This window comes from Rodentibacter sp. JRC1, from assembly GCF_020521555.1.
GTDB lineage: Bacteria > Pseudomonadota > Gammaproteobacteria > Enterobacterales > Pasteurellaceae > Rodentibacter > Rodentibacter abscessus.
In genome coordinates, this window is sequence record NZ_BPWA01000001.1 from 1,128,378 (window position 1) to 1,148,823 (window position 20,446).

The 20,446-nt window shown below is 39.7% G+C and carries 19 protein-coding genes and 1 rRNA gene; 15 read left to right on the forward strand and 5 right to left on the reverse strand.

Annotation, left to right across the window (positions count from 1 at the left end; translation table 11 throughout):
- The 5 genes from mltG to glpX form a co-directional block, all read right to left on the reverse strand.
- The gene (gene mltG, locus HEMROJRC1_RS05005) at positions 1-1,047 is read right to left on the reverse strand and encodes an endolytic transglycosylase MltG (protein ID WP_226691910.1); all 1,047 of its coding nucleotides are present in this window, start codon (positions 1,045-1,047) and stop codon (positions 1-3) included.
- 65 nt (positions 1,048-1,112) lie between these two features.
- Positions 1,113-2,045 (reverse strand): peptidylprolyl isomerase, encoded by a 933-nt coding sequence (locus tag HEMROJRC1_RS05010; protein ID WP_226691911.1) that lies wholly within the window; start codon positions 2,043-2,045, stop codon positions 1,113-1,115.
- Between the two features lie 87 nt (positions 2,046-2,132).
- Positions 2,133-2,672, reverse strand: a complete 540-nt coding sequence (gene pyrR, locus HEMROJRC1_RS05015) for a bifunctional pyr operon transcriptional regulator/uracil phosphoribosyltransferase PyrR (protein WP_226691912.1) — start codon at positions 2,670-2,672, stop codon at positions 2,133-2,135.
- A 260-nt stretch (positions 2,673-2,932) separates the two neighbouring features.
- Positions 2,933-5,356: a DNA topoisomerase (ATP-hydrolyzing) subunit B gene (gene gyrB / locus HEMROJRC1_RS05020; protein WP_226691913.1), complete on the reverse strand. Its 2,424-nt coding sequence runs from the start codon at positions 5,354-5,356 to the stop codon at positions 2,933-2,935.
- Between the two features lie 198 nt (positions 5,357-5,554).
- The gene (gene glpX / locus HEMROJRC1_RS05025; RefSeq protein ID WP_226691914.1) at positions 5,555-6,568 is read right to left on the reverse strand and encodes a class II fructose-bisphosphatase; all 1,014 of its coding nucleotides are present in this window, start codon (positions 6,566-6,568) and stop codon (positions 5,555-5,557) included.
- Between the two features lie 151 nt (positions 6,569-6,719).
- Between glpX and zapB the strand changes: the two genes are divergently transcribed.
- The 15 genes from zapB (at position 6,720) to HEMROJRC1_RS05100 (ending at position 20,407) form a co-directional block, all read left to right on the forward strand.
- Complete coding sequence (gene zapB, locus HEMROJRC1_RS05030; RefSeq protein WP_194811152.1) at positions 6,720-6,938, forward strand: cell division protein ZapB; 219 nt, start codon at positions 6,720-6,722, stop codon at positions 6,936-6,938.
- A 49-nt stretch (positions 6,939-6,987) separates the two neighbouring features.
- Positions 6,988-7,428, forward strand: a complete 441-nt coding sequence (gene mioC / locus HEMROJRC1_RS05035; RefSeq protein ID WP_226691915.1) for an FMN-binding protein MioC — start codon at positions 6,988-6,990, stop codon at positions 7,426-7,428.
- A 392-nt stretch (positions 7,429-7,820) separates the two neighbouring features.
- The gene (gene mnmG, locus HEMROJRC1_RS05040) at positions 7,821-9,710 is read left to right on the forward strand and encodes a tRNA uridine-5-carboxymethylaminomethyl(34) synthesis enzyme MnmG (RefSeq protein ID WP_226691916.1); all 1,890 of its coding nucleotides are present in this window, start codon (positions 7,821-7,823) and stop codon (positions 9,708-9,710) included.
- Between the two features lie 80 nt (positions 9,711-9,790).
- Positions 9,791-10,402: a 16S rRNA (guanine(527)-N(7))-methyltransferase RsmG gene (rsmG, locus tag HEMROJRC1_RS05045; protein ID WP_226691917.1), complete on the forward strand. Its 612-nt coding sequence runs from the start codon at positions 9,791-9,793 to the stop codon at positions 10,400-10,402.
- A gap of 123 nt (positions 10,403-10,525) precedes the next feature.
- A complete protein-coding gene (locus HEMROJRC1_RS05050; RefSeq protein ID WP_226691918.1) occupies positions 10,526-10,894 on the forward strand; it encodes an ATP synthase subunit I in 369 nt (122 codons plus the stop codon).
- 22 nt (positions 10,895-10,916) lie between these two features.
- The gene (atpB, locus tag HEMROJRC1_RS05055; RefSeq protein WP_226691919.1) at positions 10,917-11,705 is read left to right on the forward strand and encodes a F0F1 ATP synthase subunit A; all 789 of its coding nucleotides are present in this window, start codon (positions 10,917-10,919) and stop codon (positions 11,703-11,705) included.
- Between the two features lie 56 nt (positions 11,706-11,761).
- Complete coding sequence (atpE, locus tag HEMROJRC1_RS05060) at positions 11,762-12,016, forward strand: F0F1 ATP synthase subunit C (RefSeq protein WP_005539567.1); 255 nt, start codon at positions 11,762-11,764, stop codon at positions 12,014-12,016.
- Positions 12,017-12,064: 48 nt separating this feature from the next.
- Positions 12,065-12,535, forward strand: a complete 471-nt coding sequence (gene atpF, locus HEMROJRC1_RS05065; protein WP_194811144.1) for a F0F1 ATP synthase subunit B — start codon at positions 12,065-12,067, stop codon at positions 12,533-12,535.
- 13 nt (positions 12,536-12,548) lie between these two features.
- Complete coding sequence (gene atpH, locus HEMROJRC1_RS05070; protein WP_226691920.1) at positions 12,549-13,094, forward strand: F0F1 ATP synthase subunit delta; 546 nt, start codon at positions 12,549-12,551, stop codon at positions 13,092-13,094.
- A 14-nt stretch (positions 13,095-13,108) separates the two neighbouring features.
- Complete coding sequence (gene atpA / locus HEMROJRC1_RS05075; RefSeq protein WP_226691921.1) at positions 13,109-14,650, forward strand: F0F1 ATP synthase subunit alpha; 1,542 nt, start codon at positions 13,109-13,111, stop codon at positions 14,648-14,650.
- 17 nt (positions 14,651-14,667) lie between these two features.
- Entirely contained in the window at positions 14,668-15,537 is an 870-nt protein-coding gene (atpG, locus tag HEMROJRC1_RS05080; RefSeq protein ID WP_226691922.1) for a F0F1 ATP synthase subunit gamma, read from the forward strand.
- Positions 15,538-15,554: 17 nt separating this feature from the next.
- A complete protein-coding gene (gene atpD / locus HEMROJRC1_RS05085) occupies positions 15,555-16,928 on the forward strand; it encodes a F0F1 ATP synthase subunit beta (protein ID WP_226691923.1) in 1,374 nt (457 codons plus the stop codon).
- Positions 16,929-16,958: 30 nt separating this feature from the next.
- Positions 16,959-17,387: a F0F1 ATP synthase subunit epsilon gene (locus HEMROJRC1_RS05090; protein WP_226691924.1), complete on the forward strand. Its 429-nt coding sequence runs from the start codon at positions 16,959-16,961 to the stop codon at positions 17,385-17,387.
- A 485-nt stretch (positions 17,388-17,872) separates the two neighbouring features.
- Entirely contained in the window at positions 17,873-18,535 is a 663-nt protein-coding gene (locus tag HEMROJRC1_RS05095; RefSeq protein ID WP_226691925.1) for a TfoX/Sxy family DNA transformation protein, read from the forward strand.
- Positions 18,536-18,872: 337 nt separating this feature from the next.
- A 16S ribosomal RNA gene (locus tag HEMROJRC1_RS05100) occupies positions 18,873-20,407 on the forward strand.
- Positions 20,408-20,446 lie beyond the last annotated feature (39 nt).

Genomic DNA, 20,446 nt, shown 5'->3' on the forward strand with positions numbered 1-20,446 from the left:
TTATTTTCCATTTTTCTGACTACGATACCAACGCAAATATTCTTGCACCGCTTTGTTATGTTCTTTTAAATTACGGGTAAATTTATGCCCGCCCGTGCCATCTGCGACAAAATAGTAAAAATCTGTTTTTTCAGGGTGCGAAACCGCTTGTAATGAGCTTTCACTCACCATTGCAATAGGGGTCGGCGGTAAGCCGTCAATCACATAGGTATTATAAGGCGTGGGCGTTTCTAAATCTTTTTTACGAATATTGCCGTTGTAGTCGTCTCCCATACCATAAATTACCGTTGGATCCGTTTGTAGTTTCATTTTCGCATTAAGGCGGTTAATAAATACGGAAGCAACTTTGGCTCGTTCCGCCGCAATCCCCGTTTCTTTTTCTACAATAGAAGCAAGTATTAACATTTCATAAGCATTTGCTAACGGAAGATTTTCATCACGTTCTCGCCATGCTTTATCTAGTGCTTTCTTCAAACGATCTGCCGAACGTTGAAGTAATTCCAAATCCGTGGAATTCGGTGTGTAATTATAGGTATCCGGATATAACCATCCATCTATATTTTTCCTTTCATGAATTGCTTTTACATCATTGGGAATATTTAGTAACCCAAAAATTTCTTTATCGCTTTTATCTTTTAAGGTTTGTTTCAAATGTGGTGCTTTTTCAAGATTTTTTCGCCATTCTTTAAAAGTTTTCCCTTCAATAAATCGTACGTTAAATTGAGCCTCTTTGCCAGAATTAAGCAAATTTAACACATCTCGTACGGTTTTTATGTCGGTTAAAGAATAAGTTCCCGCTTTAATTTTATTTAATTCAGGTTTTAACTTTAGCAAATATGGAAGTAACCATGCATTATCCAGTAGCTTTTCTTGCTCAAAAAGTGCGGCTAATTTTTGCCCTGTTGTACCACGTTCTACAACCAAGAGTTGATCAGGTTGGGCATTGATCGTTTCTTGCTGAAAAGTGTTCAGTTTTTGATAACCCCAAAAACCACCGCTCGCAATAATTAAAAGAAATATAATGAAGCTGATAAAAAATTTTTTCATAAAAAACAGGTGATGAAATAAAAACAACAAAAGGGGCTGTCGCCCCTCTCATACTAAATATCAATTTATTTATTAAAATATTGAATATCCGCTGTTTTACGTAGGACTTTTACCCAGTCTTTCGTCGCATCTTGTAACTGGCTATTTACAATTTTTTCATAAGCCTTTTGACGATACGCATCTTCCGTACGATCACCATCACGAATACCGATAACCTCTAAAATATGCCAGCCAAATTCTGATTTAAACGGCGCAGAAATAACACCTTGCTTTGTGGTTTGCACCGCTTTTGCGAAAGGCGCTACATAAGCCTCCGGAAATGCATAACCCAAACTACCGCCATTTGCTCCGGATAAATAATCTTTCGAATATTTTAATGCGGCATCAGCAAAAGTCATTTTACCGGAAATAATATCCGCTCGAATTTGTGTAAGTTCTGATTTCGCCTGCGCATCATTTAATAATGGATTGAGTTTTAAAAGAATATGACGAACTTCATATTCTTTACCCGTTACTTTTTTCTCTGTGCCGTTAGCTTTTGCTTCTTTCAGCATTTTTTTACCAAGTTCATCCACTTCTTCACGTGTTATTTGCACACTATTACTAATTGCGTGATCACGTACACCGGACATTATCATTTGGTTTGCAATTTGTTGGGTGAACGCTTTAAGAGAAATACCTTGATAATCTAAAGCATCTAAAAATTGTCCGTAAGTCAAACCGTTTTTCGCCGCAATATCTTCTACAATCAGATCAAGTTCTTTTGGATTTATCTTTATCCCTGATTCTTGAATGGCTTTCTGTACCAAAATATCATCAATGACTTTATCCAATGCTGCTTGATGATCACCTTTCTTACCCATTGCAGCACGTACTTGGCTTTCTAATACAGGAAAACCGTCTACGGTTGCAACCACTCGTTCTTCCGCTTGAACAGAAGAAAACACGAACATACCCAATACGGAAAATAAAAGAGATTTTAGTACAGATTTTTTCATAATTATTTATCTTAAAATAGGCTGATAACGCTCGTTAGAGTACCAATTTTAAACAAGGTTCACAATAGCTTAGGATTATTTTGATAACTATTTCGATAACAACGCAACTTCATAACAACCATCATATTTTTGGGTGCGAACCTGTACTTTTTCTTCACGGCTGGTTGGTACGTTTTTTCCTACGTAATCAGCCCGAATAGGTAATTCACGATGCCCGCGATCGACAAAAATCACCAATTCTATTTTTGCAGCCCGACCAAAATCGGTAAGTGCATCCATCGCAGCACGAATCGTCCTTCCGGTAAACAATACGTCATCAATTAAAATAACTTCTTTATCTTTCACATTAAGATACTGAGATGTACCACGATAAACCGGCATTGGATTTTCAGATTCAGTGTGTTGTAAATCATCACGATAAAATGTAATGTCTAACGCCATTGAAGGAATTTCAATTTGCGCTAAATCGACAATTTTACGCTTAATTAACTCGGCAATTTCCGCACCACGACGCTTAATTCCGACAATAATGACATTATCCAAACGCGGGTGTTTTTCAATAATTTCATGAGAAATACGGGAAATAGTCCGTTGAAACTGATTTTCATCAATAATAATTTTTTCCATAATAGATCCAATTTAACACTGTATTACATATATCAGTTGCACAAATCACTATATGCGCTATTAGGCGAAACCGTAATGCACAATTTCATCTATTGGTGCACTATGCAAAGGCAAAGCTCAACGCACTCTACCCAAATTAAATATCGTATATAAAATTCTCTTTGTGTAAATGCGACATAATGACCCAATTTTAGCCGTACTTTTTTACAAAAAACCGCACATCATTTCAAGGTGCGGTCTTTTATTCTGTTTTTTTTAGATTAAATATCTAAATTCGCTCTTAATGCGTTAAGTTCGATGAATTCTCGGCGCGGTTCAACTTCATCGCCCATCAATGTGGTGAAAAGTTGATCCGCTGCCACCGCATCTTTGATAGAGACTTTCAACATTCGGCGTGCATTCGGATCCATTGTGGTTTCCCAAAGCTGATCCGCATTCATTTCACCCAATCCTTTATAGCGTTGAACTTCTAATCCCTTGCGAGATTCTTTCACCAACCATTCCACCACCTGTTCAAAGGTACGAACCGGTTGCACCTTTTCCCCGCGGGAAACATATGCTCCTTCTTCCAACAAGCTGTTTAATTGATTGTTGAGAGAAATAATTTTTGCGTATTCATTACCATTGACGAAATCAAAATTAATGAAATAATCGCTATCAATACCATGTTTGCGTACGGTAATCACCGCTTCATACACTTGACGTTCAGCATTAAATTGGGTACGAACGGAATATTGATGTGCTTCCGTTTCTTTTTCTTCAAGTTGTTGAACGAAAGATTTACCCCAATTTTCAACCGCACTTTCTGATTTCATTAATTCAATAGAAAGCGGAGATTGATAAATCAAGCCTTGTAACAATGGCGTCGGATAATAACGACTTAAACGATCAATCAGTTTTTGTACCGCATTGTATTCCGCCATTAATTTTTCAAATACAAGGGCATTCATTGCCGGCGCATTTTCGCTGACATATAACGCAGCACCATCTAAAGCAAGGGTTAATTCGTATTGCTCCATTTCATCCGCATCTTTGATATAACGCTCTTGTTTACCTTTCTTCACTTTATAAAGCGGCGGCTGGGCGATGTACACATAACCGCGCTCAATAAGCTCCGGCATTTGACGATAGAAAAAAGTGAGCAAAAGCGTGCGAATATGCGATCCGTCCACATCCGCATCCGTCATAATGATGATATGGTGATAGCGCAATTTATCCGGATTATATTCATCACGTCCGATACCACAGCCCAGCGCTGTAATGAGCGTTCCCACTTCTTGCGAGGACAACATTTTATCAAAACGGGCTTTTTCAACATTTAGAATTTTCCCTTTTAACGGAAGAATCGCTTGAGTTTTACGATCACGCCCTACTTTGGCAGAACCGCCCGCGGAATCCCCCTCCACCAAGTAAAGCTCTGAAAGTGCAGGGTCTTTTTCTTGGCAGTCGGCAAGCTTACCCGGCAATCCGGCAATATCTAATGCGCCTTTACGGCGTGTCATTTCACGCGCTTTACGCGCCGCTTCACGGGCGCGCGCCGCCATAATAATTTGGTTTACAATGATTTTTGCATCGGTAGGGTTTTCTAATAAATATTCTTGCAATTTTTCATTCATTGCAGATTCCACCGCACTTTTCACTTCAGAAGAAACTAATTTGTCTTTAGTTTGTGATGAAAATTTCGGATCCGGTACTTTCACGGAAATAATCGCTACCAAACCTTCCCGAGCATCATCACCGGAAGTGGCGACTTTTTCTTTTTTCAACAATCCTTCGTTTTCCATATAGCTATTTAAGCTGCGGGTTAATGCACCACGGAAACCGGCTAAGTGCGTACCGCCATCACGTTGTGGAATATTATTGGTGAAGCAATACACATTTTCGTTTACCCCGTCATTCCATTGCAACGCAACCTCCACTCCGATTCCATCTTTTTCTGCAGTAAAATAAAAAGCTTTAGGATGAATTGGATTTTTATTTTTGTTTAAATATTCAACGAAAGCTTGTATCCCACCTTCATAATGAAAGTGATCTTCCGTACCATCGCGCTTATCCACTAAACGGATAGATACGCCGGAATTTAAAAATGAAAGCTCACGCAAGCGTTTTGCTAAAATTTTGTAATCAAATGTGGTGATTGCAAAAATTTCCGGACTTGGCCAAAAACGCACCGTCGTACCGGTTATTTCCGTATCACCAATAATCGTTAATGGAGATCGAGGTTCACCCAAATGATAAAACTGCTCATGCACATGACCTTGACGGCGAATAGTGAGTTGTAATTTATCGGAAAGCGCATTGACGACAGATACCCCCACACCATGCAAACCACCGGATACTTTATAAGAGTTATCGTCAAATTTACCACCTGCGTGAAGTACGGTCATAATCACTTCTGCAGCAGAAACCCCCTCTTCCGGGTGAATATCCACCGGAATACCGCGACCGTCATCTTGCACCGATACGGAATTATCATCGTGAATCGTTACGATAATATCGGAACAATGACCTGCCAACGCTTCATCAATGGCATTATCCACCACTTCAAACACCATATGGTGTAAGCCGGTGCCATCATCGGTATCGCCAATGTACATACCCGGGCGTTTACGCACGGCATCAAGTCCTTTCAATACTTTAATGCTAGACGCGCCATAGTTATCGGTCACGGTTGTTTCTGACATAATTTATCTCTATTTGTAAATGAAAATTGTGCGGGATTATAGCAAAAAATAGAAGGGTTGGCGAAAGGTTTGAAGAAAGCAAGTGCGGTTAAAATTCTTGCTGAATTTCGACCGCACTTTAGGAAAAGTCCTCAAAGGTAAAACACCGAAAATAAAGTTTCGAGGTGAGAGCAAAAATAATAGAAGTTAGTTAGTTAGTTAGTTATTTAATATTTTATAAATCTCGGTATCTTTTCGATCCAAATAGTGAGTCGATTGAATTTTACGAATCGTACGCGATTTTCCCCGAATGAGAATGGTTTCGGTAGTCGCAAGTATTCCTTTACGTGAAATACCTTTTAATAATTCACCGTGCGTAATACCTGTAGCGGCAAAAACCAAATTATCGTCTCGAACCAAATCTTCCAGTTTCAATACTTCATTGACCTTTACGCCTAACTCTTCACAACGGTGAATTTCTTCCGCTGCAATTTTCTGGTTTTCTTCCGTATCGCCTTTTACTTCATTACGTGGAATCAAACGAGCTTGCATATCACCGCCTAATGCCCGTACCGCCGCAGCGGCAGCGATACCTTCCGGCGCACCGCCGATGCCGTATACCATATCCACTTCGCCATCAGGCAAACAGCATAATACGGAAGCGGCAACATCACCATCGGGAATAGCCATAACACGGATACCCAAATTATGCATTTGTTGAATAACGGCATCGTGACGGGGTTTTGCCAACACCATTACAGTTAAATCAGACAATAATTTACCCAAACGGGAAGCTGTTCGACGAAGGTTTTGCTCAATAGGTAAATTCAGATCAATCATTCCTTTCACTTCCGGTCCTACGACAATTTTCTCCATATACATATCCGGTGCTTTTAAGAAGGTGCGTTTGCCTCCTGCGGCTAAAACGGAAATCGCATTGGATTGTCCCATGGCGGTCATACGTGTTCCATCAATAGGATCAACGGCAATCGAAACAAGCTCACCATTACCCGAACCGACTTTTTCGCCGATATAAAGCATCGGCGCTTCATCAATTTCACCTTCGCCAATGACGATTTCACCATCCATATGGATCAAATTCAGCATATATCGCATTGCTTTTACCGCCGCTTCATCCGCAGCATTTTTATTACCCCGTCCAAGCCAAGTATGTGCCGCCAATGCCGCAGCTTCCGTTACACGGGAAAATTCGATAGCCAATGCACGATTCATTCTTTTTCTCCATTTCGTTCCAAGCAAAAAATCGCACTATTTTACCACTATGCAAACGTTTGCATAATAAATTTTTACGGAAGGCTTTAAAAAGAAAAATGAAGTGGGTACAATAAGACCATTTCGGACGTTATTTTAAAAGGAAATCACTATGTCATTAGAAATTTTAAACCAGCTTGAAGATAAAATTAAACAAGCGGTAGAAACCATTCAATTACTTCAGCTTGAAGTGGAAGAATTAAAAGAACAAAATAGCCAAGCTCAGCAAACCGTTGAATCATTACAAAATGAAAACGAGCAGTTAAAAAATGAGCACCGTAACTGGCAAGAACACATTCGTTCATTACTTGGTAAATTCGACAACGTTTAATCACACTAAAAGGCTTAGAAAATCTAAGCCTTTTTCTTTAGGATTATTTATGAAAATTTGTATTCTTTCCGGCAGTACATTAGGGACTGCCGAATATGTTGCGGAGCACTTGGAAAATATTCTGGAAACACAAGGCTTTTCGACCGCTCTTTTTCATGGTGCGGATTATGATGAAGTGATCAATGAGCCGTTATGGCTTATCGTCACTTCCACTCATGGTGCCGGTGAAATCCCCGATAACTTACGGCCTCTTTTTGAAAAAATCGAAAAATTAAAAATCAATCTTTCTCAGTTACGCTTTGCTATCGTGGCTTTGGGTAATTCCGATTACGACACGTTCTGTTATGCCGCAAAACTGATAGAAGAAATCCTAATGCAAAAAAGTGCGGTCAAAATTTGTGATACTTTAAAAATTGATGTGTTAAATATTGAGGATCCGGAAAGTTACAGTGAACAATGGCTTCCTCAATTTATTCAAAACCTCCCTTAATTTCAGCTTAGAAACGATGATTTTCACGATCATCGTTTTTTTATTATCTGTGGATAACCCTACATAAACCTGTCAAAAAGTTGTATTTTTTCACTGAGTAAAATAAAATTTTTTATGCTCTGTGGATAAAAAAGCAAATTATCCACAACAAATAAACCTTCTTGATCTCACAGATCAACATTTTTTGATAAGATCTAACCTCTTCATTTACAACAAGAAAAGGATCTTACTCACAGGATCCAATGATCCTAATAGTAACAATAATAAGATCTTTATATATAAAAAAAGATCTTAGATCTATTAATCGGTGATCCCAATTCTTACTTTCAAGCAAAATCGAATTTCTGTAGAATAGCGCACAAATTTTTAGATCCGAATAAATAGAGAAAATAATGTTTTATACAGAAACTTACGATGTCATTGTCATTGGTGGTGGCCATGCCGGCACAGAAGCCGCACTAGCACCGGCACGTATGGGATTAAAAACCCTTTTACTTACACATAATGTCGATACTTTAGGGCAAATGTCCTGTAACCCTGCTATCGGTGGGATAGGTAAAGGGCACTTAGTGAAAGAAGTGGATGCTATGGGTGGTTTAATGGCGCATGCTGCGGATAAGGCAGGGATCCAATTTCGTACATTAAATAGCAGTAAAGGACCTGCTGTACGAGCGACAAGAGCACAGGCGGATCGCGTTTTATACCGCCAAGCTGTACGCACAGCCCTTGAAAATCAACCTAACCTTGATATTTTTCAACAAGAAGCTACGGACATTTTGATCGAACAAGATCATGTAACCGGTGTTTCCACTAAAATGGGGTTAACATTTCGTGCAAAATCCGTCATTTTAACGGCAGGCACGTTTTTAGCCGGTAAGATCCATATAGGATTAGAAAATTATGAAGGAGGGCGAGCTGGCGATCCGGCTTCAGTAAACCTTTCATATCGATTAAGAGATCTCGGATTGAGAGTTGATCGTTTAAAAACCGGCACACCACCGCGCATTGATGCACGTACTATTAATTTCGATGTATTGGTAAAACAGCATGGTGATACCATATTACCTGTGTTTTCCTTTATGGGATCGATTTCCGATCATCCGAAACAAATCCCTTGTTATATCACACATACTAACGATCAAACCCACGAAGTGATCCGTAATAATTTAGATCGTAGCCCGATGTACACCGGTGTGATCGAAGGGATTGGCCCGCGTTATTGTCCATCTATTGAAGATAAAGTGATGCGTTTTGCCGACCGTAATTCTCATCAAATTTATCTTGAACCGGAAGGCTTGACCAGTAATGAGGTTTATCCAAACGGTATTTCCACCAGTCTTCCTTTTGATGTGCAAATGAAGATCGTCAATTCAATGAAAGGATTGGAAAATGCGCGGATCGTCAAACCGGGTTATGCGATTGAATACGATTATTTCGATCCACGGGATCTAAAACCTACTTTAGAAACCAAATCCATATCAGGTTTATTCTTTGCAGGCCAGATCAACGGGACGACCGGTTATGAAGAAGCGGCTGCACAAGGGTTACTTGCCGGAATTAATGCCGGACTTTACGTACAGGAAAAAGAAGCCTGGTTTCCACGTCGTGATCAGGCTTATATCGGCGTGTTAGTCGATGATCTTTGCACACTTGGTACGAAGGAACCTTACCGTGTATTTACCTCCCGTGCGGAGTACCGTTTATTGCTACGTGAAGATAATGCCGATATTCGCTTAACACCGATCGCACACGATTTAGGATTAATTGATGAAGCACGTTGGGCTCGTTTTAATCAAAAAATGGAAAATATTGAACTTGAACGTCAACGTTTACGCTCTATTTGGTTACACCCTCGCTCAGAATATTTAGAAGAAGTTAATAATGTACTAAGTAGCCCGCTGGTTCGTGAAGCGAACGGAGAAGATTTATTGCGTCGTCCGGAAATTAATTACGAGATTTTAACTTCACTTACGCCTTATCAGCCGGCAATGGAAGATAAAGAAGCGGTGGAGCAAGTGGAAATTGCGATTAAGTATCAAGGCTATATCGAACATCAACAAGAAGAAATCGAGAAACAAAAACGCCATGAAAATACGGCTATTCCTCCGCACTTTGATTATGCCAAAGTCTCAGGATTATCAAATGAAGTACGTGCGAAGTTAGAACAACATCGTCCGGTATCCATCGGACAGGCAAGCCGTATTTCCGGCATCACACCGGCGGCAATTTCCATTATTTTGGTAAATTTAAAAAAACAAGGAATGTTGAAGCGTGGAGAATAAATTTTTCTAACTCTGAAACATAAAGTGCGGTCGATTTTTTGAGCGTATTTTTAAGTCAAATCAAAAAAGAGCATTAATTAATGAAAGTAAAATTAGATAATCTTCTCACGCAAGCCGGTATTAAATTAAAAGATCAGCAAAAACAGCAGTTGGTAGATCTTGTTAATTTATTAAGCAAATGGAACAAAGCCTATAATTTAACTTCCGTGCGGGATCCGCAGGAAATGTTAGTAAAGCATATTTTAGATAGCTTGGTCGTAAGTCCTTATTTGCAAGGTGAACGTTTTATTGATGTAGGTACAGGCCCCGGTTTACCGGGGTTACCTTTGGCGATAATGAACCCCAATAAACAATTTATTTTATTGGATAGCCTTGGTAAACGTATCAGTTTCATTCGTAATGCAATACGTGAGTTACGACTAACCAATGTTATTCCTGTGTTAAGTCGTGTAGAAGAATATCGGCCGGAAGAAAAATTTGATGGCGTATTAAGCCGTGCTTTTGCTTCACTTAAAGATATTACGGATTGGTGTCATCATTTACCGAAAGAAAACGGTCATTTTTATGCGCTAAAAGGGCTTTATCAAGAAGATGAAGTGCAAGAATTAGATAAAAAATATAGGATTCAACAAGTGATAAAATTAGATGTGCCTGAACTTGTGGGTGAACGACATTTGATCATTCTGCGTTAAATTATTACATTTTTGTAAATTATTTTTTAAAAGTGTGATTTAGTTAACGTTTTTTAATAGCTTTTAAGTTGAATCTGATTTTTTCAAGAGTATAATTAACGGGATTTAAGGTTATTGAAAGTGATGTCAAAAGTTATCCAACAAGCGAAAATTCAGTACCAAAAAGCTATTCAAATTGAAATAGTCATTATGTTGATATTTGCTTGTTTTTTGGCTTTTGGACAGGTAAGAAGCGCACTTGATTTTCTGTATGGGTTTCTTTCTGCGCTACTTCCTTTCAGTCTTTTTGTTTATATCGTGTTTTATCGAAATTTACCTGCAAAATTAACCGCACTTTATAAAGGTGAGGCAATAAAGTTTGCGTTCACGATTATATTGATTATCACATCGTTTAAATGGCTTTCGGTCACTAATTTTGTGGTTTTCTTTAGTGGTTTTTTTATAGCCTTAATATTGAATAATTTAGTTCCATTTTTGCTTCGTCGAATTTGATTTTTTATACTAAGGGTTCGTTATGTCTGGACAAACAACATCGGAATATATTAGTCATCATCTATCCTTTCTTAAAACGGGGGATGGATTTTGGCACGTTCATGTGGATACCTTATTCTTTTCTATTTTGTCTGCTATTATTTTTCTCTTTATCTTCTCTCGTGTAGCCAAAAAAGCCACAACCGGTGTGCCCGGCAAAATGCAATGTTTGGTTGAAATTGTAGTCGAATGGATTGATGGTATTGTTAGAGAAAATTTTCACGGGCCGCGTAATGTGATCGCACCACTGGCGTTAACTATTTTCTGCTGGGTATTTATAATGAATGCGATCGATTTGATTCCTGTTGATTTCCTACCTCAATTAGCGGCACTGTTCAATATTCATTATTTAAGAGCCGTACCGACTGCCGATATTAGTGCAACGCTTGGTATGTCTATTTGTGTTTTCTTCTTGATTCTTTTTTATACCGTTAAATCCAAAGGTTTTAAAGGGCTGGTAAAAGAATATACGCTTCATCCGTTTAATCATTGGGCGTTTATTCCCGTTAACTTTATTTTAGAAACGGTAACTTTACTGGCTAAACCTATTTCTCTCGCATTTCGTCTGTTTGGTAATATGTACGCAGGGGAATTGATTTTTATTCTTATTGCGGTGATGTATTCCGCTAATATGGCTATTGCGGCATTAGGAATTCCTTTACATCTCGCTTGGGCTATTTTCCATATATTGGTTATCACGTTACAAGCATTTATTTTTATGATGTTAACGGTCGTTTATTTAAGTATTGCTTATAATAAAGCAGATCATTAATCGTTTTTTTATTAACCGGCTCTAGGGCTAAAACTTAACTTCTATTGGAGAACATTATGGAAACTGTAATTACAGCTACAATCATCGGGGCATCGATTCTTCTTGCATTTGCTGCATTAGGTACTGCAATTGGTTTTGCTATCTTAGGCGGCAAATTTCTAGAATCTTCAGCGCGTCAACCTGAGCTTGCATCAAGTTTGCAAACTAAAATGTTTATTGTGGCAGGTCTTTTAGATGCGATTGCGATGATTGCGGTTGGTATTTCCTTACTATTCATCTTTGCTAATCCATTTATCGGTTTATTACAATAATCCCTTATTTGCTTATTAACGTAAAAAAAGCATTTTAAGGAGGACGTTGTGAATTTAAATGCAACATTAATTGGTCAACTTATTTCATTCGCACTGTTCGTTTGGTTCTGTATGAAATTCGTATGGCCGCCGATTATTAAAGCAATTGAAACACGTCAAAGCCAGATTGCTAATGCCTTAGCATCAGCGGAAGCTGCGAAAAAAGAACAAGCAGATACCAAGATGCTTGCAGAAGAAGAAATTTCAAAAGCAAAAGTTCAGGCTCAAGAGATTTTGGATGCAGCAAACAAGCGACGTAATGAAGTACTTGACGAAGTAAAAGCCGAAGCAGAGGAACTTAAAGCTAAAATTATTGAACAGGGTTATGCGGAAGTTGAAGCGGAGCGTAAACGTGTTCAAGAAGAGTTACGCCTTAAAGTAGCTTCTTTGGCGATTGCCGGTGCTGAGAAAATTGTGGGTCGCACTATTGATGAAGCGGCAAACAATGACATTATAGATAAATTAGTTGCAGAACTATAAGAGGCTTTGGCTTATGTCAGAATTAACTACAATAGCTCGCCCTTATGCTAAAGCTGCATTTGATTTTGCGATAGAACAATCTGCGAATGACAAAAGTGCGATAGAAAAATGGGCGGAAATGCTGGGTTTTTTGACCGCACTTGTTGAAAATGCAGAAATGAAGGAATTTTTAACAAGTTCGTTCTCTGCGCAAAAAATTGCGGATACTGTTATTTCAATTTGTGGTGAACAGCTAAATCAATATGGGCAAAATCTTATTCGGTTAATGGCTGAAAATAAGCGTTTGAGTGCAATTCCTATGGTATTTACCGAATTTACCCGATATGTGGAAGAGCATCAAGCTATTGCGGAAGTGAGTGTTATTTCAGCACAACCATTAAATGCAACTCAAATTGAAAAGATTGCAGCGGCAATGGAAAAAAGATTAGATCGCAAAGTGAAAGTTAATTGCAACGTGGATAATTCGTTAATTGCCGGCGTGATTATTCGTACCGAAGATTTTGTGATTGATGGTAGCAGCCGCGGGCAGCTTTCCCGTCTCGCAAATGAGTTGCAATAAAAGAGGAATAGAAAATGCAACTAAATTCAACTGAAATTAGTGAATTGATTAAAAAACGCATTGCTCAATTTGATGTAGTGAGTGAGGCTCGAAATACGGGAACTATTGTTTCCGTAAGTGATGGCATTATTCGTGTTCATGGCTTGAGTGATGTAATGCAAGGTGAAATGATTGCATTACCGGGAAATCGCTATGCAATGGCCCTTAACCTTGAGCGCGACTCTGTCGGAGCGGTTGTAATGGGACCTTACGCAGATTTAGCCGAAGGTATGGAAGTCCAATGTACCGGGCGTATTCTTGAAGTGCCGGTAGGGCGTGGTTTATTAGGTCGCGTAGTTAATACGCTCGGTCAACCGATCGATGGGAAAGGTGAAGTTGAAAATGACGGTTTCTCACCGGTAGAAGTGATTGCACCGGGCGTTATAGATCGTAAATCTGTTGATCAGCCTGTCCAAACTGGCTACAAAGCAGTGGATTCAATGGTGCCGATTGGTCGTGGCCAACGTGAATTAATCATCGGTGACCGTCAAACCGGTAAAACGGCATTAGCGATTGATGCCATCATCAACCAACGTGATTCAGGTATTAAATGTATTTACGTGGCAATTGGTCAAAAAGCATCAACAATTGCAAACGTTGTGCGTAAATTAGAAGAACACGGTGCCTTAGCAAATACTATTATTGTTGCAGCATCTGCATCTGAGTCTGCAGCGTTGCAATACCTTGCACCTTATGCAGGTTGTGCTATGGGAGAATACTTCCGCGATCGTGGTGAGGATGCCTTAATCGTTTACGATGATTTATCAAAACAAGCAGTTGCTTATCGTCAAATTTCATTATTATTACGCCGTCCACCTGGTCGTGAAGCCTATCCGGGTGATGTTTTCTACTTACACTCACGTTTGCTTGAACGAGCTGCGCGTGTAAATGAAGAGTATGTAGAAAAATTTACTAAAGGCGAAGTTAAAGGAAAAACAGGTTCTTTAACCGCACTTCCAATCATTGAAACACAAGCCGGGGACGTATCTGCGTTCGTACCAACTAACGTAATTTCTATTACCGACGGTCAGATTTTCTTAGAGTCTAACCTTTTCAACTCAGGGATTCGTCCTGCGGTGAATCCGGGGATTTCCGTTTCACGTGTAGGTGGTGCAGCTCAAACTAAAGTGGTGAAAAAATTAGCCGGTGGTATTCGTACTGCGTTGGCGCAATATCGTGAATTGGCAGCTTTTGCACAATTTGCTTCTGATCTTGATGATGCAACTCGTAAACAGCTTACTCACGGTGAAAAAGTAACCGAATTGTTGAAACAAAAACAATATGCCCCGCTTAGTGTGGCAGAACAATCCGTGTTGCTTTTTGCGGTTGAATTTGGTTATTTAGAAGATGTGGAACTACAAAAAATTGCAAATTTTGAGACCGCACTTTTAGATTACGCTCACCGTAACCATGGCGATTTTATGGCAGAATTAACCAAAACCGGTAACTATAATGATGATATTAAAAATACATTAAAAACGATTTTGGATAATTTTAAAGCCAATAGTGCGTGGTAACGTAACGGAGAAAAAAGATGGCAGGTGCAAAAGAGATAAAAACCAAAATTGCTAGTGTGCAAAGTACACAAAAAATTACTAAGGCAATGGAAATGGTGGCTACATCGAAAATGCGCAAAACGCAAGATCGCATGGCAGCTTCTCGTCCGTATTCTGAGACAATACGAAATGTTATCAGCCACGTATCTAAAGCAAGTGTCGGTTATAAGCATCCGTTTTTAATTCAGCGAGAGATTAAAAAAGTTGGGATCTTGTTGGTTTCGACTGACCGTGGAATGTGCGGTGGTTTGAACATTAACTTATTCAAAACCGTAATGACGGAAATCAAACAATGGAAGGATAAAGGTATTACCGTAGAATTGGGCTTAATTGGTTCAAAAGGTATTAATTTTTTCCGTTCATTAGGATTACCGATTCGCGCACAACTTTCCGGTTTGGGTGATAATCCGACAATGGAAGAGCTAATTGGGGTAGCAAATGGAATGTTTGATATCTATAAAAACGGTGAAGTGGATGCGATTTACATTGCTTACAATAAATTTGTAAATACGATGTCACAATCACCGGTTTATCAACAATTAGTTCCATTACCAGCATTAGAAACCGATAATTTAGAGCAAAGACAAAGTACTTGGGATTACCTTTACGAGCCGGAGCCAAAGGCTTTATTAGATAGCTTGCTTACTCGTTATTTGGAATCTCAAGTATATCAATCTGTGGTGGATAACCTTGCTTCCGAGCAAGCTGCCCGTATGGTAGCTATGAAAGCGGCAACTGATAATGCAGGTAATTTAATTAATGATTTGCAATTAGTTTATAACAAAGCCCGTCAAGCAAGTATTACAAATGAATTAAATGAAATCGTAGCCGGTGCGGCAGCGATTTAAGGAATAGAGGAACGGTAATGGCAGCAGGAAAAATTGTACAAATCATCGGTGCGGTGATTGACGTTGAATTCCCACAAGATGCAGTACCAAAAGTTTATGATGCATTAAAAGTTGAATCCGGTTTAACCCTTGAAGTTCAGCAACAATTAGGTGGCGGTATTGTTCGTTGTATCGCACTAGGTACATCTGATGGCTTAAAACGTGGTTTAAAAGTAGAAAATACAGGGAACCCAATTCAAGTACCGGTAGGGACTAAAACCCTAGGTCGTATTATGAATGTATTGGGTGAGCCTATTGATGAACGTGGTGAAATTGGTGCGGAAGAAAATTGGTCTATCCACCGTGCTGCACCAAGTTATGAAGAACAATCAAATAGTACGGAATTATTAGAAACCGGTATCAAAGTTATTGACTTGATTTGTCCATTCGCAAAAGGTGGTAAAGTAGGTCTGTTTGGTGGTGCGGGTGTAGGTAAAACCGTAAATATGATGGAATTAATCCGTAATATTGCGATTGAACACTCAGGTTATTCCGTGTTTGCAGGTGTTGGTGAACGTACTCGTGAAGGTAACGACTTTTATCATGAAATGACGGAATCTAACGTTTTAGATAAAGTATCGCTGGTTTACGGTCAAATGAATGAGCCACCGGGTAACCGTTTACGTGTTGCATTAACAGGTTTAACAATGGCGGAAAAATTCCGTGATGAAGGTCGTGATGTATTATTCTTTGTAGATAATATTTATCGTTACACACTTGCCGGTACAGAAGTGTCAGCATTGTTGGGGCGTATGCCGTCTGCTGTAGGTTATCAACCTACACTTGCCGAAGAAATGGGGGTATTGCAAGAACGTATTACTTCAACCAAAACCGGTTCTATTACCTCTGTACAAGCGGTTTATGTACCGGCAGATGACTTAACCGACCCATCTCCAGCAACGACCTTTGCTCACTTGGATTCAACCGTCGTATTAAGTCGCCAAATTGCGTCCTTAGGTATTTATCCGGCCGTTGATCCGTTAGATTCTACATCACGTCAATTAGACCCGTTAGTTGTTGGTCAAGAACATTATGATGTAGCGCGTGGCGTACAAGGTATTTTGCAACGTTATAAAGAATTAAAAGATATTATCGCAATTCTTGGTATGGATGAATTATCCGAAGAAGATAAATTAGTGGTGGCACGCGCACGTAAAATCGAACGTTTCCTATCACAGCCGTTCTTCGTTGCTGAAGTCTTTACGGGTTCACCGGGTAAATACGTATCATTAAAAGACACTATCCGTGGTTTCAAAGGTATCTTAGACGGTGAGTACGATCATATTCCTGAACAAGCGTTCTATATGGTTGGTTCTATCGAAGAAGTGCTAGAAAAAGCCAAAAATATGTAATCGCTTCAAGTCATTTGAAGGAGAACAGAAATGGCGACATTTAACCTAATAATAGTCAGTGCAGAGCGAAAAATCTTTGAAGGTGAAGTTAAGCAACTTCAAGCAACTGGTGTGGAAGGAGAATTGGGTATTTTACCTAATCATATTCCTTTGATGACGGCAATCAAACCAGGGATTGTAAAATTCACCCTTGAGGATGGTAATGAAGATGTAGTCTATGTGTCAGGCGGTTTTTTGGAAGTACAACCGAAAGTTGTCACCGTGCTTGCCGATGTAGCAATTCGTGGTAGCGAGTTGGATGCGGATCGTATTCGTGAAGCAAAACGTAAAGCTGAAGAAAATATAGTGTCTCACGCAGTAGATGCAGATCATCATTTGCTTGTAGCAAAACTCTCCAAAGAGTTAGCAAAACTTCGAGCTTACGAGCTGACGGAAAAACTTGTAAAATCAAAAAGATAGTAAAAAGTGCGGTTAATTTTAACCGCACTTTTTGTTTTGAAATTTAAATTACCATTAATAGTGGTCCCTGATAAAAAGTTTATAGTAGCGTTTTCACTTAATACGGCTTATTTCTAATAAGATACGATGAACGATAATGCTTGCATTAAAACCAATCTTATTTTCAAAATGCCCACCCTAACCTTCAGTATTAATAATGCTGGTGAAATATTATCCATTTTATTCTTTGTCGATAATTGAACTTGATAAAGAGTTTTTTCTGATAATGTATAAATTACTAGCAGTATTTGTAGAATCAAATAAGTTTTTGAATAGATAGTCTAATTTCGTATTATCTGGTTGTTTTACGTGATAAAAATTTCATTTTTGCGATCTATTTCACAAAATTAAAAGGAAATAGTTTCACAAGGAAATTATTGATGATATAAGATAAATCGACATTTTATTTGTCTTGTTCATTGAATTTTATTAGAAAGGAGGTATCTATGTCATACTTAAATATTAAAGATGAACACCTTACCGAAACTTATAATTTAGTTAATGGATTGATTGGGAATGTTTCATCAAGACACCTTTTTACCGGTTATGGATTATTCTATAAACAGGAACTTATGTTCGGTTTGTGGTTGAATGGAAAAGTTTATCTTCAAGCTAAAGATAAGCTGGCTGAGCAATTGATAAATATGGGATGTATACCATTTACAAAAAATGAGGTAGATGCCAAATTTGTTCTGTCCGATTATTATTGGCTTTCTAGTGATATACTCGGCGATAAGACCTTGTTACGTAAGTTGTTAATGATCTCTATTAAACAGATTCAGGATAGAAAAAATGAGCTTGAATTACTAAAGGCGAACCGTTTAAAGGATCTTCCTAACCTTTCTATAAAGCATGAAAGAATGTTAAAGAAGGTAGGGATTCACGATGTTAAGACTCTTCGAGCCGTTGGGGCTGAGAATGCAATTGTTAGACTAAGGAAACTAGGTATTCCGGCAACATTACAGACTTACTGGAAATTATCTTGTGCACTATTAAACAAAAATAGTGAGCAGCTAACTAAAGCGCAAAAGGAAATTTTATTGAAAAAATTAAATAAGGCCTTGCATGAAGCTGGGTTTAGAATGTATCGAAAGATTGATGATGAGTAAAATTTAATCTTTCAAATAAATTTTTACAAAAAAATGTTGCAAAGGATTGTAAAATCCCTATAATGCGCACCACACAACGACGCACTGTTGTGAAATGTTTAAAATTGCAGTGCGTCGTTTTGTTTTCGCCTTATTTTGAGTTGAGTGTTCGGCTTAAGGTTGGCGGATTGCTCTTTAACAATGTATCAGACAATCTGTGTGGGCACTTGTTGATTGACTTGTTTAAAATAAATTTTAATTTTGAAGTCTTAATAAGTGCTTAACTTGAGATTCATTTTTACTTTACTTTTAAAGGTAAATAATTTTTAGTCAGTATTTATTGAGCGATTGAACTTTTGAATTGAAGAGTTTGATCATGGCTCAGATTGAACGCTGGCGGCAGGCTTAACACATGCAAGTCGAACGGTATCGGAAGAGAGCTTGCTTTTTTTCGAGAGAGTGGCGGACGGGTGAGTAATGCTTGGGAATCTGGCCTATGGAGGGGGATAACTACTGGAAACGGTAGCTAATACCGCATAATATCGGGAGATAAAAGGGGGCGTAAAGCTCTTGCCATGGGATGAGCCCAAGTGGGATTAGGTAGTTGGTGGGGTAAAGGCCTACCAAGCCGTCGATCTCTAGCTGGTCTGAGAGGATGGCCAGCCACACCGGGACTGAGACACGGCCCGGACTCCTACGGGAGGCAGCAGTGGGGAATATTGCGCAATGGGGGGAACCCTGACGCAGCCATGCCGCGTGAATGAAGAAGGCCTTCGGGTTGTAAAGTTCTTTCGGTGATGAGGAAGGTAATGAGGTTAATACCCTTATTAATTGACGTTATTCACAGAAGAAGCACCGGCTAACTCCGTGCCAGCAGCCGCGGTAATACGGGGGGTGCGAGCGTTAATCGGAATAACTGGGCGTAAAGGGCACGCAGGCGGCTATTTAAGTGAGGTGTGAAATCCCCGGGCTTAACCTGGGAATTGCATTTCATACTGGGTAGCTAGAGTACTTTAGGGAGGGGTAGAATTCCACGTGTAGCGGTGAAATGCGTAGAGATGTGGAGGAATACCGAAGGCGAAGGCAGCCCCTTGGGGATGTACTGACGCTCATGTGCGAAAGCGTGGGGAGCAAACAGGATTAGATACCCTGGTAGTCCACGCTGTAAACGCTGTCGATTTGGGGGTTGGGGTTTAACTCTGGCGCCCGTAGCTAACGTGATAAATCGACCGCCTGGGGAGTACGGCCGCAAGGTTAAAACTCAAATGAATTGACGGGGGCCCGCACAAGCGGTGGAGCATGTGGTTTAATTCGATGCAACGCGAAGAACCTTACCTACTCTTGACATCCTCAGAATCCGATAGAGATATTGGAGTGCCTTAGGGAACTGAGAGACAGGTGCTGCATGGCTGTCGTCAGCTCGTGTTGTGAAATGTTGGGTTAAGTCCCGCAACGAGCGCAACCCTTATCCTTTGTTGCCAGCGTTTTGGACGGGAACTCAAAGGAGACTGCCGGTGATAAACCGGAGGAAGGTGGGGATGACGTCAAGTCATCATGGCCCTTACGAGTAGGGCTACACACGTGCTACAATGGCGTATACAGAGGGAAGCGAAGCAGCGATGTGGAGCGAATCTCAGAAAGTACGTCTAAGTCCGGATTGGAGTCTGCAACTCGACTCCATGAAGTCGGAATCGCTAGTAATCGCAAATCAGAATGTTGCGGTGAATACGTTCCCGGGCCTTGTACACACCGCCCGTCACACCATGGGAGTGGGTTGTACCAGAAGTAGATAGCTTAACCGCGAGGGGGGCGTTTACCACGGTATGATTCATGACTGGGGTGAAGTCGTAACAAGGTAACCGTAGGGGAACCTGCGGTTGGATCACCTCCTTAGTTAGAGACGAGCGATAACAAGTGTTCACACAGATTGGC